Here is a 20,035-nt window from a genome sequence, read left to right as displayed (position 1 = left end):
GTGCTTCATTCTCGTCCACCCAGATTGCGCTTACTCAGGGCTCAATTGAATAAAGCTTTATCCGACCTGGAATTGAAATGAATTTGGCTCGCGAATCGATTGAACTGTTGGAGCAGGTCGCGCGAATCCTGTGGTTCGAAGGCACCAAGCACGGATTGCGCGACCGCGAGTGGATGGCGCTGCGCTTCCTCTCTCGCGCCAACCCGTTCTCCCGGACGCCTTCGGCGCTGGCGAGTTACGTCGGCACCACGCGCGGCACCGCCTCATTCATCATCGGCGAGCTGGAGCGGCTCGGCTATCTCGAGCGGAAGCGCTCGGCCAAGGACAAGCGCTCGGTGATGCTGAGCGTGACGCAGCAGGGCAAGAAGTTCCTGGTGCGCGACCCGGTCACCGTTCTCGTCGAGGCGATTGCCGTCCTCGACGACGACGTCAAGATCCGCTTTCGCGACACGTTGCGGCACGTGCTGGATCAGTCGGACGCAGCCGAGCAGCGGCACCACACCGACATTTGCAGGCGATGCATCTTCCTCCGGGAAGATCGCACTGCCACGGACAGCAAGACGACGGTGGAGTTCAGCTGTCGCCTGTTTCGCGCACCGATCGCGGAGGCGGAAGTCGATCTGCTATGCACCAGCTTCGAGCATCACCGCCAATAGAAGACTCCATCGATCAGGGCGTTGCCTTGCGCGACGAATAGACGACACCTCCGCTGGACTCCACCACCAGACGCCCGTTCTCGTTCCTGATGTCCTCGATACGGCCGAGCCCGGGTACCTGCTGTCCCAGCACGGCCTCGATGACGCCGTTCGGGCTTTGCAGGATCGCAATTCCCTCATAGGCCTGGCGGACCGACCAGCCCTTGATCACCTTGCGCGGCGCCGACGGAGCAAGCGAGCCCGTGACCTCGGGCGCAGCGACCGAAGCCATCATCGGCATTGCCTGCGATGACGGCGGCTGCGATGCCACAGTTGCCGGCGCCGGAGCCTGGGCCTGTACCTGCGCCTGTCCTTGGGCGAGCTTGTCGAGCTTCACTGTGGAGGACGAGCTCACCCGCTCGATGCGGTCGAGGTTCTCGGCAAACCTGCCGAAGCGGTCATTGGTCGCCTTGCTGGATTGATCGACCGCGGTACGCAGGCCGTCGAGATTTTCGGACACGCCCGACACCTGCTTGCGCAGTTGCGCGACCGTCTCGCGCAGATTCCTGATCTCCGTGTTGGCCGCAACGTTGCTCTGGACGGGCTGCGTGGTGGTGAGATAGGCGATCACGCCGGTGCAGGCGCAGACCACCAGAATGGCGGCGACCGCCAGTGTCGCGAGCGGCGCGACCCATGTCGGGCGCGGCGGCGGCGGCTTGGCCACGATCACGGCCGGCTTGATCACGGTCGGGGCCGGTTTCGGTATCGCCATCTTGTCGAGGCGCGCCTTGGCGCGAATACGCTTCAGCCCCTCGAGCGCTTCTTTCGCCAAAGCTTCATCGCTCGCCGCAGCCGAGACACGCTTTGCGTTCGCTGCGGGCTTGGTTGTTCGTGCCGCATTGTCCTTTGTATCGCGCGCCTCTGGCGCCGGCTTCGCCGCCGCGGAAACATCAGCGCTCGCGTTGGGACGAGCTTGTCCATCGGACAACATTTTGGAAATGCTCCGTTCGGTTCGATCTGTCGAACGGCAACGTTATGTGTCGAAGCTTGCCTGAACCGTGCGCACCGAAAAACTTTTCATGGCGCGCGATGCGACGTCAGATGAGTCGAACACGTCATGCACGTGGCAAGAGTGCGACTCGAAAGACACACCCTCGCCAAGATTTCGCCAAGCTGGAGTCTCGCCGCTGTACATGAGTCGAATTGTCGCATGTGGAAACGGGGTGATGGGGGTCAATCCCGGGTTGAAAACCCCTCAATTTGCATGACGAGCAGCATCACCCAAAACGGCTGTAATTATACGGGGATGCGGAACTTTAGGAATGCCACGGCGCAAAACTAGTTCAACATCCAAATCAACTGATACGTTTGAATATACCAAGAAACAACTCGAAACGAACCAACAGCATCAAGCACACGTAGCAATCGCTTTGTGGCGCACGCTTGATCGGAAATGGGCAATCGTTACGGTCCTAATCAAGTGATTCTCGTCAGTTGGCGAGGAGATCGACACAGTTCAGTAGTGTTCGGACGCGATGAGCAACTTGGCGCAACTGTTCTAGGTCGTTTCTCAATCCGCTCCGCGAGGTGATCCGTCAGACACCCGCCGAGCCTCACGCAGTAAGCGTTCAGTATCGAGTCGAAGTAGCAGGCCTGCGAGACGCAGGCACTGAATGCGTAGGGCTGCCCGCGAATATCGGAACCATAACAACGATACGCGGGAAGGAATGTCGTCAAACAGCATCGTTGCCGAGCCGGGGCATCACAATAACCAACCGGGCGCGCAACAAGTGCGAAACAGGGGCGAAAGACTGATGTATATTATCGTTGATGATCGCGAGAGCGTCGCGAACAGCTACGTCGGAGGGCTCGTTCGCGAAGGTGTATCGTCGATCGGGTTCTCCTCCGGAGAATTCTGGGACTGGCTGCAATCTGCGAGTGAAGGCGGCGACGACGTTGGCGCGATCGACCGGCGAGGCGGATGCCGGCGCAAAGGCCAGCGCCTGATAAGCCGCGCTGGAGACGCTCGCGGTGGCTTGCGGATCGGTGGCGGCGGCGAGCGCCTGGCGGGCCTTCAACGCGGCGACCTGCGCCGGCGTCGCCTGCTGCGGCGCAGCCGGGATATCATCCCAGAAGCCGCGGGCATTGATGATGTCGGCCGGGGTCTCGGGCTTGCCGGCCGCTGGCTTGTCAGCCACGGGCGCGGGCTTCGGCTTGGGCGGCGCAACGATCTGCGCATCGGCCGAGGCGAGCTGGAGCGTTGCGGCCATTTGCGGCTTGGCGCGCGGCGTCGGCACCGGCTCGGCGGGTTTGGCAGCGGCGGCGACCACGGTCGGCGCGGACGGTTTCGCGGCCGCGGCCGGTGCGCCCTCGTCATCCTCGTCGCTGCTGCTGGCGGCCGGAGCTGACGACTTGCCCTTGAACAAGGCGGCGAAGAAATTCGTCTTGCTGCCGGAATCGTCGCCGCTGCCGCGTCGCTCGATCTCGGCCCTGGCGAGCTCGTAGCCCTTCAGCGGAACGCCATCGGTCGGCAGATGCACCGTTTTTCCATCCGGGAAGACACGGGCGAGCTGGTCATGCGTCATGCGCGGCCAGTGCCGGATGCTACCGGTGTCCAGATGCACGAAGGGCGAGCCGGAAGTCGGATAGAAGCCGACGCCGCCGCGCTGGAGCCGCAGACCGGCGAAGCGGATCTGCTCCAACGGCACGCCCGGGATATAGAAGTCCATCGCATGGCCCAGCATGTGCTGGCTGAAGCGCGCCACACCGGAGGAGCGGCGGCGGAGCATGGCGTTGGTGGCGGGGGAGCGGTAGGAGGAGATGATCTGGATCGGCTGCTTGCCGTCGACGTCGCGATAGACTTCCCAGAGGATGTCGAACAGGCGACGGTCCATGACGGTCTCGTCCTGGGTGCGCCAGTCGCGCAGGAAGTGGTTGAGCTGCTTCAGCGCGGCTTCGTCATAGCGGCCGTCGCGCTTGAAGGTGACGGTGAGGTCTTCGCCGGAATGGGTGTGATGGAAGGAGAGCGTCTTGGTTTCGTTCAGCGCGGCGGCGTCATGAACCGAACCTGCGGCGGCAAGCAGCAATACGGAAGCGAGGCCGATCCGGATCCGGCCTTCACTCCCGCATGGGACAACGACAGCACAGCGAATTGGCGTGCGAGACCAGTCAGCACGTATGAGCCCACCCAGTCGACGAGCGTTCAAAATGGACTCTCCCGCCAACCCCGTTAGCAGCGCGAAAGAGGGTGAACGCTTTCTTAAAGCGAGAAGGTTAATTCGAGGTTGACCTTCCCGCCCCCAAACCAAGTCAGAATACGATCCTAAACGGTTGACTGTGGCAAAAAAACGCCCGCTCTCTGGGGCCCGGCTGGAGAACGGTTAACGTCAAGCGCCCCCCATCCAGAGGGCGGGGCCGCTGATTTCATTGCGGAATTCTTGTGAACCAGGCGCCCAGCCGGGCTCAGCGGGTAAACACCCGCTGCGGACGACGGCCGACTGGCGCTGGCGGCTGGGTCGGGGCCGGCGCTCCGAACAGCCGCTCGAAGAAGTTCGGGCCGGATGAGCCGAAGCCGCCGCCATTGTTGGCCACCGCGACGCCTGAGGGGAGCGTCGTCGCCGGGCGCGAATAGCTCGGCTGGGAATGCGCCACGATAGCCTCGAGGTCCTTGCCGCGATTGTTCTTCAGGATGTTGATCATGGTTGCGTCGCGGCCATAGACGTCCTTGCGGAATTGCAGCTTGCCGGCGTCATCCACGAAGGCGGTCTGATAGGTGATGTTGACCGGGATCGGGGTCGGGAATTTCAGGTCGATCTCGCTCTTGCCGTACATGCTGCGCACGCGCTCCGGCGTGTACTTGTCGCTCGGCATGGTGATGTTGAGCAGCACGGACGCGTACTGATCCGGGTTCTGCACGCGCATGCAGCCATGGCTGAAGGCGCGATCTTCCTTGGCGAACAGATGCTTGTCCGGCGTGTCGTGCTGATAGACCAGGAACTTGTTCGGGAAATTGAAGCGGATGCGGCCGAGCGCATTGGCTTCACCCGGCGGCTGCGAGATGTGCACCGAGCCGTCGCGGTTCTGCTCGAGCTTGAGGCCCATGCGCTGAAGCACGGTCGGGTCCTGCTGAAGCGCCGGCAGATATTCGTTGTAGACGATCGACGGCGGCACGTTCCAGGTCGGATTGACCGTGATGTACTTCATCGTCTCGCTGAGCAGCGGGGTGGCATGCGTGCCAGGCTTGCCGGTGACGACGCGTGTGGTCCAGACCTGCTGGCCGCGCTGCATCACCTTCAGCGTGTAGTCGGGAATGTTGAGGATGACATAGGCATCGCCCAGCGCGGGCGCGCCGAGGTCGCGCGGCAGCCAGCGCCAGCGCTCCATGTTCACCAGCACCACGTCGATCTGCTTGTCGCGCTTGGGGGTGTTGAGCGCCTTGACGGTCTTGTCGTCGAGGATGCCGGTCGCCTTCATCTCGGCACCGCTCTGGAATTTGCGCACGGCGTCGGCGACCACCGCATCATAGCGGGTGTCGTTCGCGTTCTCGGTGATGCCGAGCTTGGCGCGCAGCTGCGGCACGCGCGGATCTTCCACGACGATCTCGGCCTGCTTCTTGCCGGCCGGGGTGTATTTCAGCGCCGGACCGTCGGCGATCTCGATCGCGGGGCCGTTGCCCTGGCCGCGCAGTTCCGCGAGCTTGGCCTTCAGCTCCTTGTAGAGCTTGTGCGGCGGATTGTAGCTGTCGAGCGCCGCGGAGGCGTCCGTCGCGGTCGTGACCTTGGCGAGCACCTCGTTCGGGTCGACCGGATGTTCGGGATAGAGGATGTCGCCGCTGACCTGCGACCAGTGCATGCGGCCACTCTGGGCCTGCCGCGCATAGTCGAACATGCTGGCGGTGAGCTTCAATTCGGCATCGGCGAGCGCATCGGGCGTGGTGGCGGTGGCGAAATCCGGCACCGGATAGTCGGCGGGGTTGAGGCCGTCGGAGGCTGCATCCTTCAGCCGCGCGATGACGCCCTTGGCCGCAGCGGTCAGGCTGCCGCCTTGTGTCCAGACCGGCGCGAAATCGCGCGCACCGTAAAACTTCTCGATCGCGGCGCGCTCGTTCTTGCGGTCGAAATTGCGCGAGGTCTTGGCGCCGATGATGTCCCTGAGCTTGTCGGCGACCGGCTGGTCGGCAGCGGGAACGTTGCTCGCGGCCTTCACCGGCTCGGCGGCCGGAGTCGCAGCAGGTGCCGCAGGCGCCGTCGCAGTGTCGGCCTTGGCGGGTTCTGTGTTCGCGGGTTCGGTCTTCGCGGGTTCGGTCTTGGCCGTCTCGTTCTTCGGCGCCTCGGTGGCGGGCGAGGTGGCAACGTCGGAAGGCTTGGTCTCGACCTTGTCGGGCGCCGGTGCGACTTCGGCCTTCACGGGCTCTTTCGCAGAGTCCGGGATGGTGGCGGTGGTGTCGAGCTTGATGTCGGAAGCGGTCGGAGGCGGGACGTCGGCCGGCTCGGGGCGCGGGATCGCGGCTTCGATCGCGAGCTCGGCGGCGCTGCTGCGCGTCTGATCCTGCGCCAGGGCTGAGCTGGCCGACACCGTGAGGAAGGTCGCCGCGACCGTCATCAAGACACGGTCAAAGCCTGCACGGTGGTTCAAACAGTCACGCATTGTGTCACACCCCTCGGGTGAACTGTCCCTCGTGGAACAGCTTCGTTATCGTCTCTAAATCTTCGGCTAAACCGCGCCGGCCTCTCGAATGTCGCACGCCTGCACGCAACGATTCATACGCAGACGATATACAGGCCCCGCTTTTGCGGCCAGCGCTACCCGGGACAACTCACGACAAACTGACGTCAAGGCAGCCTCTTTGGCAACGGATTATGCGCTTGCCCCACGCGCTTTTCCCTGTGTCTGTCACTTCCAGGTCACGGTTCACGTCGCGGCCAAATTTCGCCGAAATGCGAAGGGCTTGCGGCCTCGTCGCAACATCGGCCAAGCCGCTGTTCAGATACGGCTCAGTGCGTCTCCTCGTCGCTTTTCCCGCCATGGCCAGGCACGCCTGCTTCGTCGAGTTTGCGGTAGAGCGTGGACCGACCGATTTTGAGGCGGCGGGCGACTTCGGACATCTGCCCGCGATAATGCGAGATCGCGAAGCGGATGATTTCGTTCTCCATGTCCTCCAGCGGGCGGACATCGCCGCTCGCGGTCAGCATGGAGAGAGCTCCCGCTGACGGGAGGGGAGCGATTGGTATTTCGTTACCCGATACCAAGGAAGGCGCCGCGATCGGCTCGAGCAGCAATGGCGCAGTCGGAATGTCGGCTGCGGGATGCGGCTGCGAGGCGAGCAGGGGGAAATCGCCGAGGCCAAGCTGGTCGCCGTCGCTCATCACCACCGCGCGGTAGACCGCGTTTTCGAGCTGACGGATGTTGCCGGGCCAGTCGAGCTGGGCGAGGTGCGCCACCGCCTCGCCGCTGATGCGGGTGATGGGGCGGTTCTCCTCGGCGGCAAAGCGCGCCAGGAAATGCCGCAGCAGATGCGGAATGTCCTCGCGCCGGGCGCGCAGCGACGGGATCGTCAGCGGCAGCACGTGCAGGCGATAGAACAGATCTTCCCGGAAGTGTCCCTGTTTCACCCGCTCCAGGAGCTTGCGGTTGGTCGCGGAGATGATGCGCACGTCGACCTTGACGGGCTTGCGGCCGCCGACCGCCTCGACCGCGCCTTCCTGAAGCGCGCGCAACAGCTCGACCTGCGCGGTCAGCGGCAACTCGCTGACCTCGTCCAGGAACAGCGTGCCGCCATGGGCCTCGACGAACTTGCCCATGTGCCGCTCGGTGGCGCCGGTGAAGGCGCCCTTCTCGTGGCCGAACAGGATGGACTCGACGAGGTTGTCGGGAATCGCGCCGCAATTCACGGCGACAAAAGGTTTTGCCTTGCGCTCGCCGCTGCCATGGATGGCGCGCGCGAACATCTCCTTGCCGACGCCGGACTCGCCCTCGATCAGCACGGGAATCGAGGAGTTCGCCGCCTTCTGCGCGGCGCGCATCACGCCCGCCATCGCCTCGGAGCGGGTGATGATGTCGGAGAAGGTCAGCCGGCCCTCGCGGCTGTGACGGATGCGCTGCAATTCGCCCTTGAGCGCGGAGGCGTTGAGCGCGTTGCGCAGCGAAACCTGAAGCCGCTCCAGGCCGACCGGCTTGACGACGAAATCGGCCGCGCCGGCACGCATCGCCGAGATCACGTTGTCGATGCCGCCATGCGCGGTCTGCACGATGACGGGGATGCTGAGGCCGGCTTCGCGGATTTTCGCCAGCACGCCCATGCCGTCGAGGCCGGGCATCACGAGATCGAGGATGGCGCCGTCGATGGCCGGAGCGTCGGGAGCGGTGAGCGCGGCGATCGCAGCGTCGCCGGACTCCACGACGATCGTCTCATAGCCGCATTTCTGCACCATGTTTTCGACCAGCCGGCGGGCTACAGCGTCGTCGTCGGCGATCAAAATACTGGCAGCCATGGTGTTCCCTGCACGCTACAACTATCTGTCTCGAATCGGGGCACTCTGGCCGAAGCCGATTAACGCACTCTTAAACCTTGATGCCCACGCCCGCCGTCGCGACTGTTGAACACAGGTTTCCCACACAATGAATTCGCGCTCCAAGCCCGCTCTCAAAAAGTCTGCTCTCAAGAAGGCCGCTTCCAGCAAGCCCGCTCCCCGCAAGCCGAGCACCAGGAAATCCGCCGCCAAAGCAAAGTCCTCCAGGCCTTCGTCCGCCAAGCCTTCACTCGCCAAATCTTCACCCGCAAAGCCTGCGAGCAAGACCGGCAAGCTTCCGGAGTGGAACCTGACCGATCTCTATTCCGGGATCGATGCGCCGGAAGTGGCGCGCGATCTCGAAAAGATGGATGCCGATTGCGTCGCGTTCGAGACCGACTACAAGGGCAAGCTCGCGACAGGGACAGCAAACGAAGATGGCGGAAAATGGCTCGCGGAAGCCGTGCGACGCTATGAGGCAATCGACGACCTCGCCGGCCGCCTCGGCTCCTATGCCGGCCTGGTCCATGCCGGCGACAGCGTGGACCCTGCGTTTTCAAAGTTTTACGGCGACGTGTCCGAGCGCCTGACGGCGGCGTCGACGCATCTTCTGTTCTTCGCGCTCGAGCTCAATCGGATCGATGACGATATTTTGAACCGCGCGATGCAGGCCGCCGAGCTCGCGCACTATCGTCCCTGGATCGAGGATTTGCGCAAGGAGAAGCCCTACCAACTCGACGACAAGCTCGAGCAGCTCTTCCTGGAGAAGGCGCAGACCGGCTATTCCGCCTTCAACAGGCTGTTCGACCAGACCATCTCGAGCCTGCGCTTTAAGGTCGGCGCAAAAGAGCTCGCGATCGAGCCGACGCTCAATCTGTTGCAGGACCGCGACGGCGCCAAGCGCAAGAGCGCAGCGGAGGCGCTGGCCAAAACCTTCAAGGCCAATGAGCGCACCTTTGCGCTAATCACCAACACGCTCGCGAAGGACAAGGACATCTCCGACCGCTGGCGCGGTTTTCAGGACGTCGCGGATTCCCGCCACCTCAACAACCGCGTCGAGCGCGAGGTGGTGGATGCGCTGGTCGCTTCCGTGCACGCTGCCTATCCAAAGCTGTCGCATCGCTACTACGCGCTGAAGGCGAAGTGGTTCGGCAAGAAGCGGCTCGCTTATTGGGACCGCAACGCGCCGCTGCCCTTTGCCGCGACCGACGTCATTGGCTGGCCCGATGCGCGGAACATGGTGCTGACGGCCTATCGCGGCTTCTCGCCTAAGATGGCCGACATCGCGGAGCGCTTCTTCACCGACCGCTGGATCGACGCACCGGTGCGGCCGGGCAAGGTGCCGGGCGCGTTCTCGCATCCGACCACGCCGTCGGCGCACCCTTACGTGCTGATGAACTACCAGGGCAAGCCGCGCGACGTGATGACGCTGGCGCATGAGCTCGGCCATGGCGTGCATCAGGTGCTGGCGGCGAAGAACGGCGCGCTGATGGCGCCGACGCCGCTGACGCTGGCGGAGACCGCGAGCGTGTTCGGCGAAATGCTCACGTTCAAGCGGCTCCTTGCCCAGACCAAGAATGCAAAACAGCGCCAGGCGCTGCTCGCCGGCAAAGTCGAGGACATGATCAATACCGTGGTGCGGCAGATCGCGTTCTATTCGTTCGAACGCGCGGTCCATACCGAGCGCAAGAACGGCGAGCTCACCGCGACGCGGCTCGGCGAGATCTGGCTGTCGGTGCAGGGCGAGAGCCTGGGGCCCGCGATCGAGATCAAGGCGGGCTACGAGAACTACTGGATGTATATCCCGCACTTCATCCACTCGCCGTTCTATGTCTACGCCTATGCGTTCGGCGATTGTCTCGTGAACTCGCTTTATGCGGTCTACGAGCATGCGGCCGAGGGCTTTGCCGAGCGCTATCTCGACATGCTCGCCGCGGGCGGCACCAAGCACTATTCCGAGCTGCTGCGGCCATTCGGGCTCGACGCGAAGGACCCGAAGTTCTGGGACGGCGGGCTCAGCGTCATCGCCGGGATGATCAACGAGCTGGAGGCGATGGGCTGAGGCGCGAGCCTGCCTCATTTGTAGGCAAGGAAAGCGTAAAACATTTGTTGAACGGTAGGTCGCAAAGATGTTATACAAACGTATAACGAGCAATGAGGTGCGGCTATGGGCGAGAACGCGGATCCGAAGGATTTGAAGAGCGCCTCCACCGTGCTTCAGGTGCGCAAGATCGGAAATTCGATCGGCGTTATCCTGCCGAAGGAGCTTGCTGCTCGTCTGAATCTCAGAGAGGGCGACAAACTGTTCCCGGTCGAGCAACCGGACGGTGGGATCTTGCTGACGCCTCATGATCCTGATTTTGAAAAAGCGATGGAAGTCGCGCGGCGAGGCATCAAGCGTTATCACAACGCCCTCGCCGAGCTGGCCAAATGAGCGAGCCGTTCTGGCTGACGCGTCGAATGATCATTGCGATCCACGACGAGCAGCTCGTGATCCATGGCGGCGCAAGTGGCTTGCGAGATGAGGGTATGCTGGACCCTGCGCTCGATCAGCCGAGGAACAAATGGTCTTCTGAGAACGCCGATCTCGCTGAGTTGGCGGCCGCTTACGCTTTCGGCATTGCACGCAACCGTCCGTTCGTTGACGGCAACAAGCGCGTGTCACTCCTTGCGCTGTACACATTTCTCGGCGTGAACAGCATCGACTTCATCGTGCCCGAGGCGGAAGCGGCCGCGATTATCCTCTCGCTCGCTGCGGGCGAAGTCGGCGAGCAGGGCCTCACGCGCTGGATCCGCGACAATTGGAATTCCAAATGACCTGATTTGCGGAAAAACCGCGCCCGCGTGCCGTTGCCCTGCCCGAAAGTTTGCGGTATCCCAGCCCCAGAATTCGACTTTCGACTGGGGACATCCATGGCTGACCATAGCGAAGTGGCGTACACCACCGCCGACGGCAACGACTACGTTGCGCACGAGCAGACCTATGAGGGCTTCATCAAGCTGGTGAAGTACGGCACGGCCTCGGTCGCGCTCATCGTGATCCTGATGGCGATTTTCCTGACCTGATCCGTCTTCGGTAGCTGCACACGCCAGCGGCAGCAGCTGCCCAGAATACTTGCATACAAACCGGTCCCAGAACCGGTATCGAACGCAGCGGGAGTTACGCTTAGTTTGCGCGTGCGCTGTCCCGCGCCGCCGGAGGACCTATGAAGATCGCCGTTGCCAAGGAAATCGATCCACTCGAGCCGCGGGTCGCCGCTTCGCCTGATACGGTGAAGAAGTTTAAGGCGCTCGGTGCCGAGATCGCCGTCGAGCCGGGCGCCGGCATCAAGTCAGGCCTGCCGGATTCCGAATTCACCGCCGTGGGCGCCACTGTCAGCGCTGACGCGCTCAAGGACGCCGATATCATCATCAAGGTGAAGCGTCCCGAGGCGTCGGAGCTTTCACAATACAAGCGCGGCGCGCTCGTCATCGCCATCATGGATCCCTACGGCAACGAAGCCTCGCTGAAGACGATGGCCGATGCCGGCGTCTCCGCCTTCGCGATGGAATTGATGCCGCGTATCACGCGCGCGCAGGTGATGGACGTGCTGTCCTCGCAAGCCAATCTTGCCGGCTATCGTGCCGTGATCGAGGGTGCCGAGGCCTTCGGCCGCGCCTTCCCGATGATGATGACGGCGGCTGGCACCGTGCCCGCGGCCAAGGTGTTCGTGATGGGCGTCGGCGTCGCCGGCCTCCAGGCGATCGCGACCGCGCGTCGTCTCGGCGCCGTCGTGACCGCGACCGACGTGCGGCCTGCCACCAAGGAGCAGGTCGAGTCGCTCGGTGCGAAATTCCTTGCCGTCGAGGACGAGGAGTTCAAGAACGCCCAGACGGCCGGCGGCTACGCCAAGGAGATGTCCAAGGAATATCAGGCCAAGCAGGCCGCGCTCACCGCCGAGCACATCAAGAAGCAGGACATCGTGATCACCACCGCGCTGATTCCGGGCCGGCCGGCGCCGAAGCTCGTCAGCGCTGACATGGTCAAGTCGATGAAGCCGGGCTCGGTGCTGGTCGATCTCGCCGTCGAGCGCGGCGGCAATGTCGAGGGCGCCAGGGCCGGCGAGGTCGTCGACTTCGATGGCATCAAGATCGTCGGCTACACCAACGTCGCCGGGCGCGTCGCGGCCTCGGCCTCCAGCCTCTATGCCCGCAATCTGTTCTCCTTCATCGAGACCATGGTCGACAAGAAGAGCAGAAGCTCGCCGTCAACTGGGACGACGAACTCGTCAAGGCCACTGCGCTCACGAAAGACGGCGCCGTGATCCACCCGAACTTCCAGCCGAAGGTTTAAGGAGAGCCGCCATGGAGCATGTTGCACAGGTCGTCGACCCCTTCATCTTTCGGCTGTCGATCTTCGTTCTCGCCGTCTTCGTCGGCTATTTCGTGGTGTGGTCGGTGACGCCGGCGCTGCACACGCCGCTGATGAGCGTGACCAACGCGATCTCCTCGGTGATCGTGGTCGGCGCGCTGCTCGCGGTCGGCGTCGGCATGGTTTCGAGCGGCTCGGGCTGGGCGCGCGGCTTCGGCTTCGTCGCGCTCATCTTCGCCTGCGTGAACATTTTTGGCGGCTTCCTTGTCACCCAGCGCATGCTGGCGATGTACAAGAAGAAGTCGAAGTAAGCGGCCACCTCGGGCTGAAGGGATTAATGGGGACCTGAGATGAGCGCCAATCTCTCTGCATTCTTGTATCTCGTGGCGGGGGTGCTGTTCATCCTGTCGCTGCGCGGGCTGTCGAGCCCGGCATCGTCGCGCCAGGGCAATCTGTTCGGCATGATCGGCATGGCGATCGCGGTCGCCACCACGCTCGCAAGCCATCCGCCGGCGGACGGCGTGGCGTGGGTGCTCGTCATCCTCGCGGTCGCCATCGGCGGCGGTGTCGGCGCGGTGATCGCCCGCCGCGTGCCGATGACCTCGATGCCGGAACTAGTCGCCGCCTTCCACTCGCTGGTCGGCATGGCTGCCGTGCTGGTCGCCGCCGGCGCGTTCTACGCGCCCGAAGCCTTCGACATCGGCACGCCCGGTAACATCCACACCCAGAGCCTGGTCGAGATGTCGCTCGGCGTCGCCATCGGCGCGCTGACCTTCACCGGCTCGGTGATCGCGTTCCTGAAGCTGTCGGCACGGATGAGCGGCGCGCCGATCATCCTGCCCGCCCGCCACATCATCAATATCGCACTCGCCGTGGCGCTGGTGTTCTTCATCGTCCGCCTGGTCCTCACCGGCGGCGCGTTCGACTTCTGGATGATCACCATCCTGGCGCTGGCGCTCGGCGTGCTCATGATCATCCCGATCGGCGGCGCCGACATGCCGGTCGTAATCTCGATGCTGAACTCCTACTCCGGCTGGGCCGCCGCCGGCATCGGCTTCACGCTCGGCAATTCCGCGCTGATCATCACCGGCGCGCTGGTCGGCTCCTCGGGCGCGATCCTGTCCTACATCATGTGCCATGCGATGAACCGGTCCTTCATCTCGGTCATCCTCGGCGGCTTCGGCGGCGAGACCGCCGCCGCCGGCGGGGCTACAGGCGAGCAGAAGCCCGCCAAGCTCGGCTCGGCCGACGATGCCGCCTTCATCATGAAGAACGCCTCAAAGGTCATCATCGTGCCCGGCTACGGCATGGCGGTGGCGCAGGCCCAGCATGCGCTGCGCGAGATGGCGGACATGCTGAAGAAGGAAGGCGTCGAGGTGAAATACGCCATTCACCCGGTCGCCGGCCGCATGCCCGGCCACATGAACGTGCTGCTCGCCGAAGCCAACGTGCCCTATGACGAGGTGTTCGAGCTGGAGGACATCAACTCCGAGTTCGCGCAGGCCGACATCGCCTTCGTGATCGGCGCCAACGACGTCACCAATCCGGCGGCGGAAGAGGACAAGACCTCGCCGATCTACGGCATGCCCGTGCTCCAGGTCTGGAAGGCCGGCACCGTGATGTTCATCAAGCGCTCGCTCGCCTCCGGCTATGCCGGCATCGACAATCCGCTGTTCTATCGCGACAACACCATGATGCTGCTCGGCGACGCCAAGAAGGTCACCGAGAACATCGTCAAGGCGATGTAGCGCGGAAGTAAACGGACCGTGGCCATCAACAAGGAATGGCACTGGTCCCATCGCATGCCGCCCACAAGGCGGCGTGCGGCTGCCGCGATGTTCCGGCCAGCCTCCGGCCCGATGTCATGAAATTGCTGCGGAGCCGTCGCAAGCCCTGAGCCGAAAGGCCGGCCGCGCATCATGACCATCGTCAAGTGGATCGCCATCCTGCTCGTGACCGTCTATTGCGCCGGTCTCCTCGTGCTGTTTGTCCGGCAGCGCGAGATGCTGTTTCCGATCCCGCCCGTCGGTCGCACCGCCCCCGATGCCGCGGGCCTTCCCGAGGCGGAAGAGCACATCCTGACCACGTCGGACGGTGAGAAGGTCATCGTCTGGCACGTGCCGGCGAAGCCCGGCCGTCCCGTGATCCTGTATTTTCCAGGCAATGGCGATTTTCTCGCCGGCCGCGTCAGCCGCTTCAGGGCGATGACGGCTGACGGCACCGGCCTCGTCGCGCTGTCCTATCGCGGCTACGCCGGCTCGAGCGGTGCGCCGAGCGAAGAAGGCCTGCTGCGCGATGCCGCAGCCGCCTACGCTTTCACGATCGCGCGCTACGCGGCGGAACGAATCATCGCCTGGGGCTTTTCGCTCGGGACGGGCGCGGCGGTTGCGCTCGCCTCGGAGCATCATGTTGGAAAACTCATCCTGGAAGCCCCCTATACGTCGACGGTCGACGTCGCAGCGTCGTCATTCTGGTTCGTTCCGGTGCGCCTGCTGATGCGCGATCCGTTCCATTCCGACCAGCGCATCACGCGCGTCACGGTGCCGCTCCTGGTGATGCATGGCACCAATGACCTTGCCATTTCGATCGTGTTCGGAGAGCGTCTGTTCGCGCTCGCACATGAACCGAAGCAGTTCGTTCGCTTCGCGGGCGGCGGACATGACAATCTCGATGCTTTCGGTGCGATCGAAACGGCAAGGCGCTTCATTGAATCCTAAACGGCTCGTCACGTGGCCCTGGAGCCTGGCCTTCGCCGCGATCCTCATGCTGTCGCCGCAACACGCATGGGCCGCGACCGGGCTCGATGGTGCTGCGATGCGCTGGCCCTATGCGCTGCCCTTTGCCGGCCTGTTGCTGTCGATCGCATTGGGGCCGCTGCTGTTTCCAAAATTCTGGCATCATCACTACGGCAAGATCGCCGCGGCCTGGTCGCTGCTGGCACTCGCCGCGCTTGTCGTGTTTGCCGGCAGCATGGCAACACTGGCGGCGCTCGTCCACGCCATGCTCGCCGAATATCTCGGCTTCATCGTGCTCCTTTTCTCGCTCTATGTCGTGGCCGGCGGCATTCTCATCACCGGCGACATCAAGGCGACGCCAGCGACCAATGTCGGCATCCTCGCGCTCGGCACATTGGGTGCGAGCATTGTCGGCACCACGGGTGCCGCGATGATCCTGATCCGTCCCCTGATTCGCGCCAATCGGCTGCGGCGTCACAACGCCCATGTCATCATCTTCTTCATCATCCTGGTCGCCAATGTCGGCGGCACGCTAAGTCCACTTGGCGATCCCCCGCTCTTCGTCGGTTTCCTGCACGGCATCGACTTCTTCTGGACCACGCGGACCATCTGGTTGCAGACCGCAATCGTCGCCGGACTGCTGCTCGCGATCTTCGTCGTCATTGATGTCTGGCGCTTTCGTAGCGAGCCGCCGCTCGGCGAAGCCGGCCGCGGGGAGCCGCCGCGCATCCGCGGCCTCGTCGATTTGGTGCTGATTGCGGCCATCGTCGTGAGCCTGCTGGCGTCGGCGATGTGGAAGCCCGGCGTGGCGTTCGACATTCTCGGCACCAAGCTGGACCTGGAGGACGTCGTCCGCAATTCGGTGCTGCTGGCCATTGCGGCGCTGTCGGTGTGGCTGACGCCGGACGAGCACAGGCTGGCCAACGGCTTCACCTGGGAGCCGATCCGCGAGGTCGCGAAACTGTTCGCGGGGATCTTTGTCGCGATCATCCCGGTCATTGCCATGCTCAATGCCGGCCATCACGGCGCCTTCGCCTGGCTGTTGTCGGCTGTGACGGCGCCGGACGGTGTGCCGCGCGAGGTCGCCTATTTCTGGTTCACCGGCCTGATGTCCGCGTTCCTCGACAATGCGCCGACCTATCTGTTGTTCTTCGAGCTCGCCGGCGGCGACCCGCAAGCGCTGATGCATGAGCTCTCGGGCACGCTCGCCTCGATCTCCATGGGCGCGGTCTACATGGGCGCGCTCACCTATATCGGCAACGCGCCGAACTTCATGGTGAGCAGCATCGCCAGCGAGAACGGCGTCGAGATGCCGAGCTTCTTCGGCTATCTCTTGCGCGCCGGCGCCGTGCTGATCCCGCTGTTCCTGCTGCTGACACTGCTGCCGGTCGCGCCGATCCTGCACTGGCATTGAATCTCGCGCCTGATTTGCTACTGCTCATTCGAGCAAATGGAAGCGGTGGATGAGCGCGCATAGTCCGATGCCCCGGTCGGCCTGGATCTTCCCGGCGCTGGCGGTGCTGTTGTTCGCGGCCGTCAGCGCGACGGACTACGTGTTCACGCTGTCGCTGGGCGGGCTCGTCTTCGCCATTGTCCTTTTGGTCATCCTGTTCGGCACGGTATTCGCTGCGGTTCATCATGCCGAGGTGATCGCGGAGCGGGTTGGCGAACCCTATGGCACGCTGGTGCTGACGCTGTCGGTGACCATCATCGAGGTGGCGCTGATCACCACGATCATGCTGGGCGACAAGCCCGCGCCGGAACTTGCGCGCGACACCGTGTTCGCCGTGGTCATGATCGTCTGCAACGGCCTCGTCGGGCTCTGCATCTTCATCGGCGGCCTGCGCTATCGCGAGCAGGGCTTTCAGCTCTCCGGCGCCAACGTCTATCTCAGCGTGCTGTTCGCGCTGGCAACCATCACGCTGATTCTGCCGAACTACACCACCACCACGCCCGGGCCGGTCTATTCGGCGGTTCAGCTCGGCTTCGTCGACGTGGTCACGCTCGCGCTGTACGGGGTGTTTCTCTACACCCAGACCGTCTTGCACAAGGATTACTTCGTTCACGAGCGCGCGGACGGCGGCAGCGGTGGAGCGCTTCTATCGGGCCGGATGTTGGTGCTCAGCGTCGTGCTGCTGCTGATTGCGCTACTGGCGGTCGTGCTGCTCGCCAAGAAGTTTTCGCTGGTGGTCGACGCCGTCGCGGCCAAGATCGGTGCGCCGCCGGCCTTTACCGGACTTCTGGTCGCCCTCCTGATCCTGATGCCGGAAGGCGTCGCGGCCGTTTCGGCGGCCCGCAGGAACGACCTCCAGAAGAGCATCAACCTTGCGCTCGGGTCGTCGCTGGCAACCATCGGGCTGACCATCCCGGCCGTCGGCGTTGCCACCTACGCGCTCGACAAGGAGCTCGAGCTCGGCCTCAACGCCCAGGGCAGCGTGCTTTTGCTCCTGACCTTCTTCCTGAGCATGCTGACCTTCGGCACGGGCAGGACCAACGTCCTGTTCGGACTGGTCCATATGGTGGTATTTGCCGTCTACGTGTTCATGGTCTTCGTGCCCTGAGGCGCGATAAGGAGAGTTCCCGATGCTTGCCGCCAGGTCCGAGGTTCAGGTCGACAACGAGCAGGTTCGTGTGACCGAGTGGCGGCTTGCGCCGGGGAGCGCCACCGGGCACCACACCCACGGCATGGACTATGTGATTGTTCCCGTGGTGGCCGGGGAAATGACCATCGTGGCGCCCGGCGGCGAGAGGTCCAAGGCGCAGCTTGCGGCCGGCAAATCCTATTTCCGCAAAGCCGGCGTCCAGCATGACGTACTTAACGAAACCTCAACCGAGATCGTGTTCCTTGAAATCGAGCTGAAACCGTAAGTTGGCGTTACCGTTTGCCATCGATCCGTCGCAGTTGATCCCTCACAATGCCCCAAAGTTCCCGCATCAGATCGCGCGGGGAGTGGCCGAGAAATGCTGAAATACCTCGCTAAAATCTCGATGGATATTTTCCCCTCGGTGCTCGCGACGATCATCGGGGCCTACATCGTTAATCACTACATCAATGCCAAGCCCGCGCCTGATGCTCCTGCGACCGTGGTGGCGCCTGCCCAGACTGGCAGTGAGCGCAAGCCGGCGGACACCGCCAACCTTCCCGCACCCGGCGTCAAGGCCAAGGGGGTCTCCGAGAAGAGCGTTTCCGAGAAGAACGTGACGGACAAGGCGGCGGCCGAGAAGCCTGCCGAGACCAAGGCCGCAGACGTGGCTCCTGCCGAGACCAGCCCGCGTGGCCGCACCCCCGCACGCGAGAAGGCGGTCGCCAAGTCCGCCCCTGCGGCCACCGCTCCGGCTGCCGCGGCTCCCGCCACCGCCCCGGTGGTGGAGGCCAATTCGGCGCCGGCTGCGGCTTCCCCAGCCGCGAGCCCCGACGCCAACGACCTCGTGCGCGCCGCGATCGAGCGTCTGCGCAAATCGCCTGAGGGCAAAGCCGCTGAGGCCAAATCGGCCGAGACCAAGTCTTCGGAAACCAAGTCCGCTGAAAGGCCGGCGGAGCCAGGGTTGAGAGAAGCCGCCCGCATCCCGGAGGCCCCGCGTGTGATCACTGCGGAGCCGTCCACGGTGCGTCCGCTGCCGCCGCCGATCACGGTGTCGACGCCGTCATCCGAGGCCTATGGCAATGGCGGCTCGTCGCCGGTCAACCCGCCCTATACGGCCTCGGTCGGCAATGACGACCCGAATCGGGTGACGCCGCCGGCTGATATTCCCGTGCCGGTGATCGCACCCCCGCTCGATCTGCGTGCCGACGCCGGCGCGACCACGACCATGCAGCGGCCGAAGACCAATGTCGCCGATGAAATGCTGTCCGGCATGAAGTCGATGTTCCACGCCGTTCTGCCGAAGCCCGCCACCCCCGATTAGGACGGCATCTGAGCCGCGCTGTCAGCCGCCGACGCGGGCGAGGCCGCTGCGGGCGGCATCGTCGCGTGGGCGAAGCGAGACCGCCTTGGTGTAGGACGCCGCTGCCTTGGCCCTGTCGCCCAGCCGCTCATAGGCCTGTCCGCGGGTGGTCCAGACCTGGGCGTTGTGCGGATCGGCCTCGGAGGCCTCGTCCAGATCGGCTGCGGCCTCCTTGACCTTGCCGAGCGCGAGATAGCTGGTGGCGCGGCCGAGCAGCGGCTCGGCCTTCTGCGGGTTGAGCCCGCTCGCAGCACTGAAATCGGCGATAGCGAAATCGTGCTGGTTATTGCCCTGATAGATCAAGGCACGGCCATAGAGCGCCTGCGCATTGTAGGGATCGAGCCCGACCGCACGATTGAACTCGTCGAGCGCAGCTGCGGTCTCGCCTGACTTCGCCAGGGATTGGGCCTTTGCCGTGTGGACCTGGGCTTCGCTGACATTGACGGCGCTGACCGCGCTTTCGGCGGCCGCAGTCGCCTTCGGCGCCTCCTGAGGCTTCTCCTTCTCCGGCATCAGCGATCCCAGATCGAAGGAGCAGCTGCACAGCGCAATCCCCATCAAAGCCAGCACGAACGGCCGCTGCCAGATCTGGCGCAGCCGCGCCAAGCTGCGCTCGGGGAAAGGGGAGGCCATCTACGGTTCGCTCGCGCTAGAGCATGATCCGGAAAAGTGTGCAGCGGTTTTCCGAAAGAATCATGCTCAAACATCAAACCAAAGCGCGATGGCTTTCAATCCAATCTCATCGCGCTTTAGCGCCGCATCGGTAGTGCCCCCGTCCCAGCGAAGGCGCCGCTCACAAAACAATAACGCGGGCCAGGGGCCCGCGTCATCGAAAACTGAAGTCTTGCAAGATCCGGTAGA

At 63.8% G+C, this 20,035-nt stretch carries 17 protein-coding genes and 1 pseudogene; 13 read left to right on the top strand and 5 right to left on the bottom strand.

Features of this window, described 5'->3' with window-relative positions; genetic code table 11:
- Nucleotides 1-77: 77 nt before the first annotated feature.
- Nucleotides 78-656 (top strand): MarR family winged helix-turn-helix transcriptional regulator, encoded by a 579-nt coding sequence (locus ACSKB8_RS19280; protein WP_128936219.1) that lies wholly within the window; start codon nucleotides 78-80, stop codon nucleotides 654-656.
- Between the two features lie 13 nt (nucleotides 657-669).
- Here the strand turns inward: ACSKB8_RS19280 and ACSKB8_RS19275 are convergent, their stop codons facing one another.
- The 4 genes from ACSKB8_RS19275 to ACSKB8_RS19260 all read right to left on the bottom strand — a co-directional run bounded on the left by ACSKB8_RS19275 (nucleotide 670) and on the right by ACSKB8_RS19260 (nucleotide 8,125).
- A complete protein-coding gene (locus ACSKB8_RS19275) occupies nucleotides 670-1,626 on the bottom strand; it encodes a hypothetical protein (protein WP_438105701.1) in 957 nt (318 codons plus the stop codon).
- A gap of 742 nt (nucleotides 1,627-2,368) precedes the next feature.
- Nucleotides 2,369-3,721 (bottom strand): DUF882 domain-containing protein, encoded by a 1,353-nt coding sequence (locus tag ACSKB8_RS19270; RefSeq protein WP_438105699.1) that lies wholly within the window; start codon nucleotides 3,719-3,721, stop codon nucleotides 2,369-2,371.
- A 376-nt stretch (nucleotides 3,722-4,097) separates the two neighbouring features.
- Nucleotides 4,098-6,281, bottom strand: a complete 2,184-nt coding sequence (locus ACSKB8_RS19265; RefSeq protein WP_438105698.1) for a L,D-transpeptidase family protein — start codon at nucleotides 6,279-6,281, stop codon at nucleotides 4,098-4,100.
- Nucleotides 6,282-6,628: 347 nt separating this feature from the next.
- The gene (locus ACSKB8_RS19260) at nucleotides 6,629-8,125 is read right to left on the bottom strand and encodes a sigma-54-dependent transcriptional regulator (protein ID WP_438105696.1); all 1,497 of its coding nucleotides are present in this window, start codon (nucleotides 8,123-8,125) and stop codon (nucleotides 6,629-6,631) included.
- Between the two features lie 127 nt (nucleotides 8,126-8,252).
- Between ACSKB8_RS19260 and ACSKB8_RS19255 the strand changes: the two genes are divergently transcribed.
- The 12 genes and pseudogenes from ACSKB8_RS19255 (at nucleotide 8,253) to ACSKB8_RS19200 (ending at nucleotide 19,135) form a co-directional block, all read left to right on the top strand.
- Entirely contained in the window at nucleotides 8,253-10,205 is a 1,953-nt protein-coding gene (locus tag ACSKB8_RS19255; RefSeq protein ID WP_438105695.1) for a M3 family oligoendopeptidase, read from the top strand.
- A gap of 105 nt (nucleotides 10,206-10,310) precedes the next feature.
- Complete coding sequence (locus tag ACSKB8_RS19250) at nucleotides 10,311-10,577, top strand: AbrB/MazE/SpoVT family DNA-binding domain-containing protein (RefSeq protein WP_438105693.1); 267 nt, start codon at nucleotides 10,311-10,313, stop codon at nucleotides 10,575-10,577.
- Nucleotides 10,574-10,960, top strand: coding sequence for a type II toxin-antitoxin system death-on-curing family toxin (locus tag ACSKB8_RS19245; protein WP_438105691.1), 387 nt, complete (start codon nucleotides 10,574-10,576; stop codon nucleotides 10,958-10,960). The genes ACSKB8_RS19250 and ACSKB8_RS19245 overlap by 4 nt, the downstream gene beginning before the upstream one ends.
- Before the next feature lie 96 nt (nucleotides 10,961-11,056).
- Nucleotides 11,057-11,209, top strand: coding sequence for an aa3-type cytochrome c oxidase subunit IV (locus ACSKB8_RS19240; protein WP_008136857.1), 153 nt, complete (start codon nucleotides 11,057-11,059; stop codon nucleotides 11,207-11,209).
- Nucleotides 11,210-11,349: 140 nt separating this feature from the next.
- Nucleotides 11,350-12,476 (top strand): annotated as a pseudogene (locus ACSKB8_RS19235) (Re/Si-specific NAD(P)(+) transhydrogenase subunit alpha).
- Between the two features lie 11 nt (nucleotides 12,477-12,487).
- Nucleotides 12,488-12,805, top strand: a complete 318-nt coding sequence (locus tag ACSKB8_RS19230; protein WP_091888212.1) for a proton-translocating transhydrogenase family protein — start codon at nucleotides 12,488-12,490, stop codon at nucleotides 12,803-12,805.
- A 39-nt stretch (nucleotides 12,806-12,844) separates the two neighbouring features.
- The gene (locus tag ACSKB8_RS19225; RefSeq protein WP_438105688.1) at nucleotides 12,845-14,242 is read left to right on the top strand and encodes an NAD(P)(+) transhydrogenase (Re/Si-specific) subunit beta; all 1,398 of its coding nucleotides are present in this window, start codon (nucleotides 12,845-12,847) and stop codon (nucleotides 14,240-14,242) included.
- Between the two features lie 171 nt (nucleotides 14,243-14,413).
- On the top strand, nucleotides 14,414-15,211 hold the full coding sequence (locus tag ACSKB8_RS19220) for an alpha/beta hydrolase (RefSeq protein ID WP_438105686.1): 798 nt from the start codon (nucleotides 14,414-14,416) through the stop codon (nucleotides 15,209-15,211).
- Nucleotides 15,165-16,643, top strand: coding sequence for a sodium:proton antiporter (locus tag ACSKB8_RS19215; protein ID WP_438110586.1), 1,479 nt, complete (start codon nucleotides 15,165-15,167; stop codon nucleotides 16,641-16,643). Before ACSKB8_RS19220 ends, ACSKB8_RS19215 begins: the two co-directional genes overlap by 47 nt.
- Before the next feature lie 49 nt (nucleotides 16,644-16,692).
- A complete protein-coding gene (locus ACSKB8_RS19210) occupies nucleotides 16,693-17,790 on the top strand; it encodes a calcium:proton antiporter (protein ID WP_438105685.1) in 1,098 nt (365 codons plus the stop codon).
- Between the two features lie 22 nt (nucleotides 17,791-17,812).
- On the top strand, nucleotides 17,813-18,097 hold the full coding sequence (locus tag ACSKB8_RS19205) for a cupin domain-containing protein (RefSeq protein ID WP_128936488.1): 285 nt from the start codon (nucleotides 17,813-17,815) through the stop codon (nucleotides 18,095-18,097).
- A gap of 93 nt (nucleotides 18,098-18,190) precedes the next feature.
- On the top strand, nucleotides 18,191-19,135 hold the full coding sequence (locus ACSKB8_RS19200; RefSeq protein ID WP_438105682.1) for a hypothetical protein: 945 nt from the start codon (nucleotides 18,191-18,193) through the stop codon (nucleotides 19,133-19,135).
- Between the two features lie 21 nt (nucleotides 19,136-19,156).
- Here the strand turns inward: ACSKB8_RS19200 and ACSKB8_RS19195 are convergent, their stop codons facing one another.
- Nucleotides 19,157-19,807 (bottom strand): tetratricopeptide repeat protein, encoded by a 651-nt coding sequence (locus ACSKB8_RS19195; protein ID WP_438105681.1) that lies wholly within the window; start codon nucleotides 19,805-19,807, stop codon nucleotides 19,157-19,159.
- Between the last annotated feature and the right edge of the window lie 228 nt (nucleotides 19,808-20,035).

This window comes from Bradyrhizobium sp. BR 1432, assembly GCF_051547705.1.
GTDB lineage: Bacteria > Pseudomonadota > Alphaproteobacteria > Rhizobiales > Xanthobacteraceae > Bradyrhizobium > Bradyrhizobium zhanjiangense.
The sequence above is the reverse complement of the archived record's forward strand: the minus strand, read 5'-3'. Positions and strand labels throughout refer to the sequence as shown.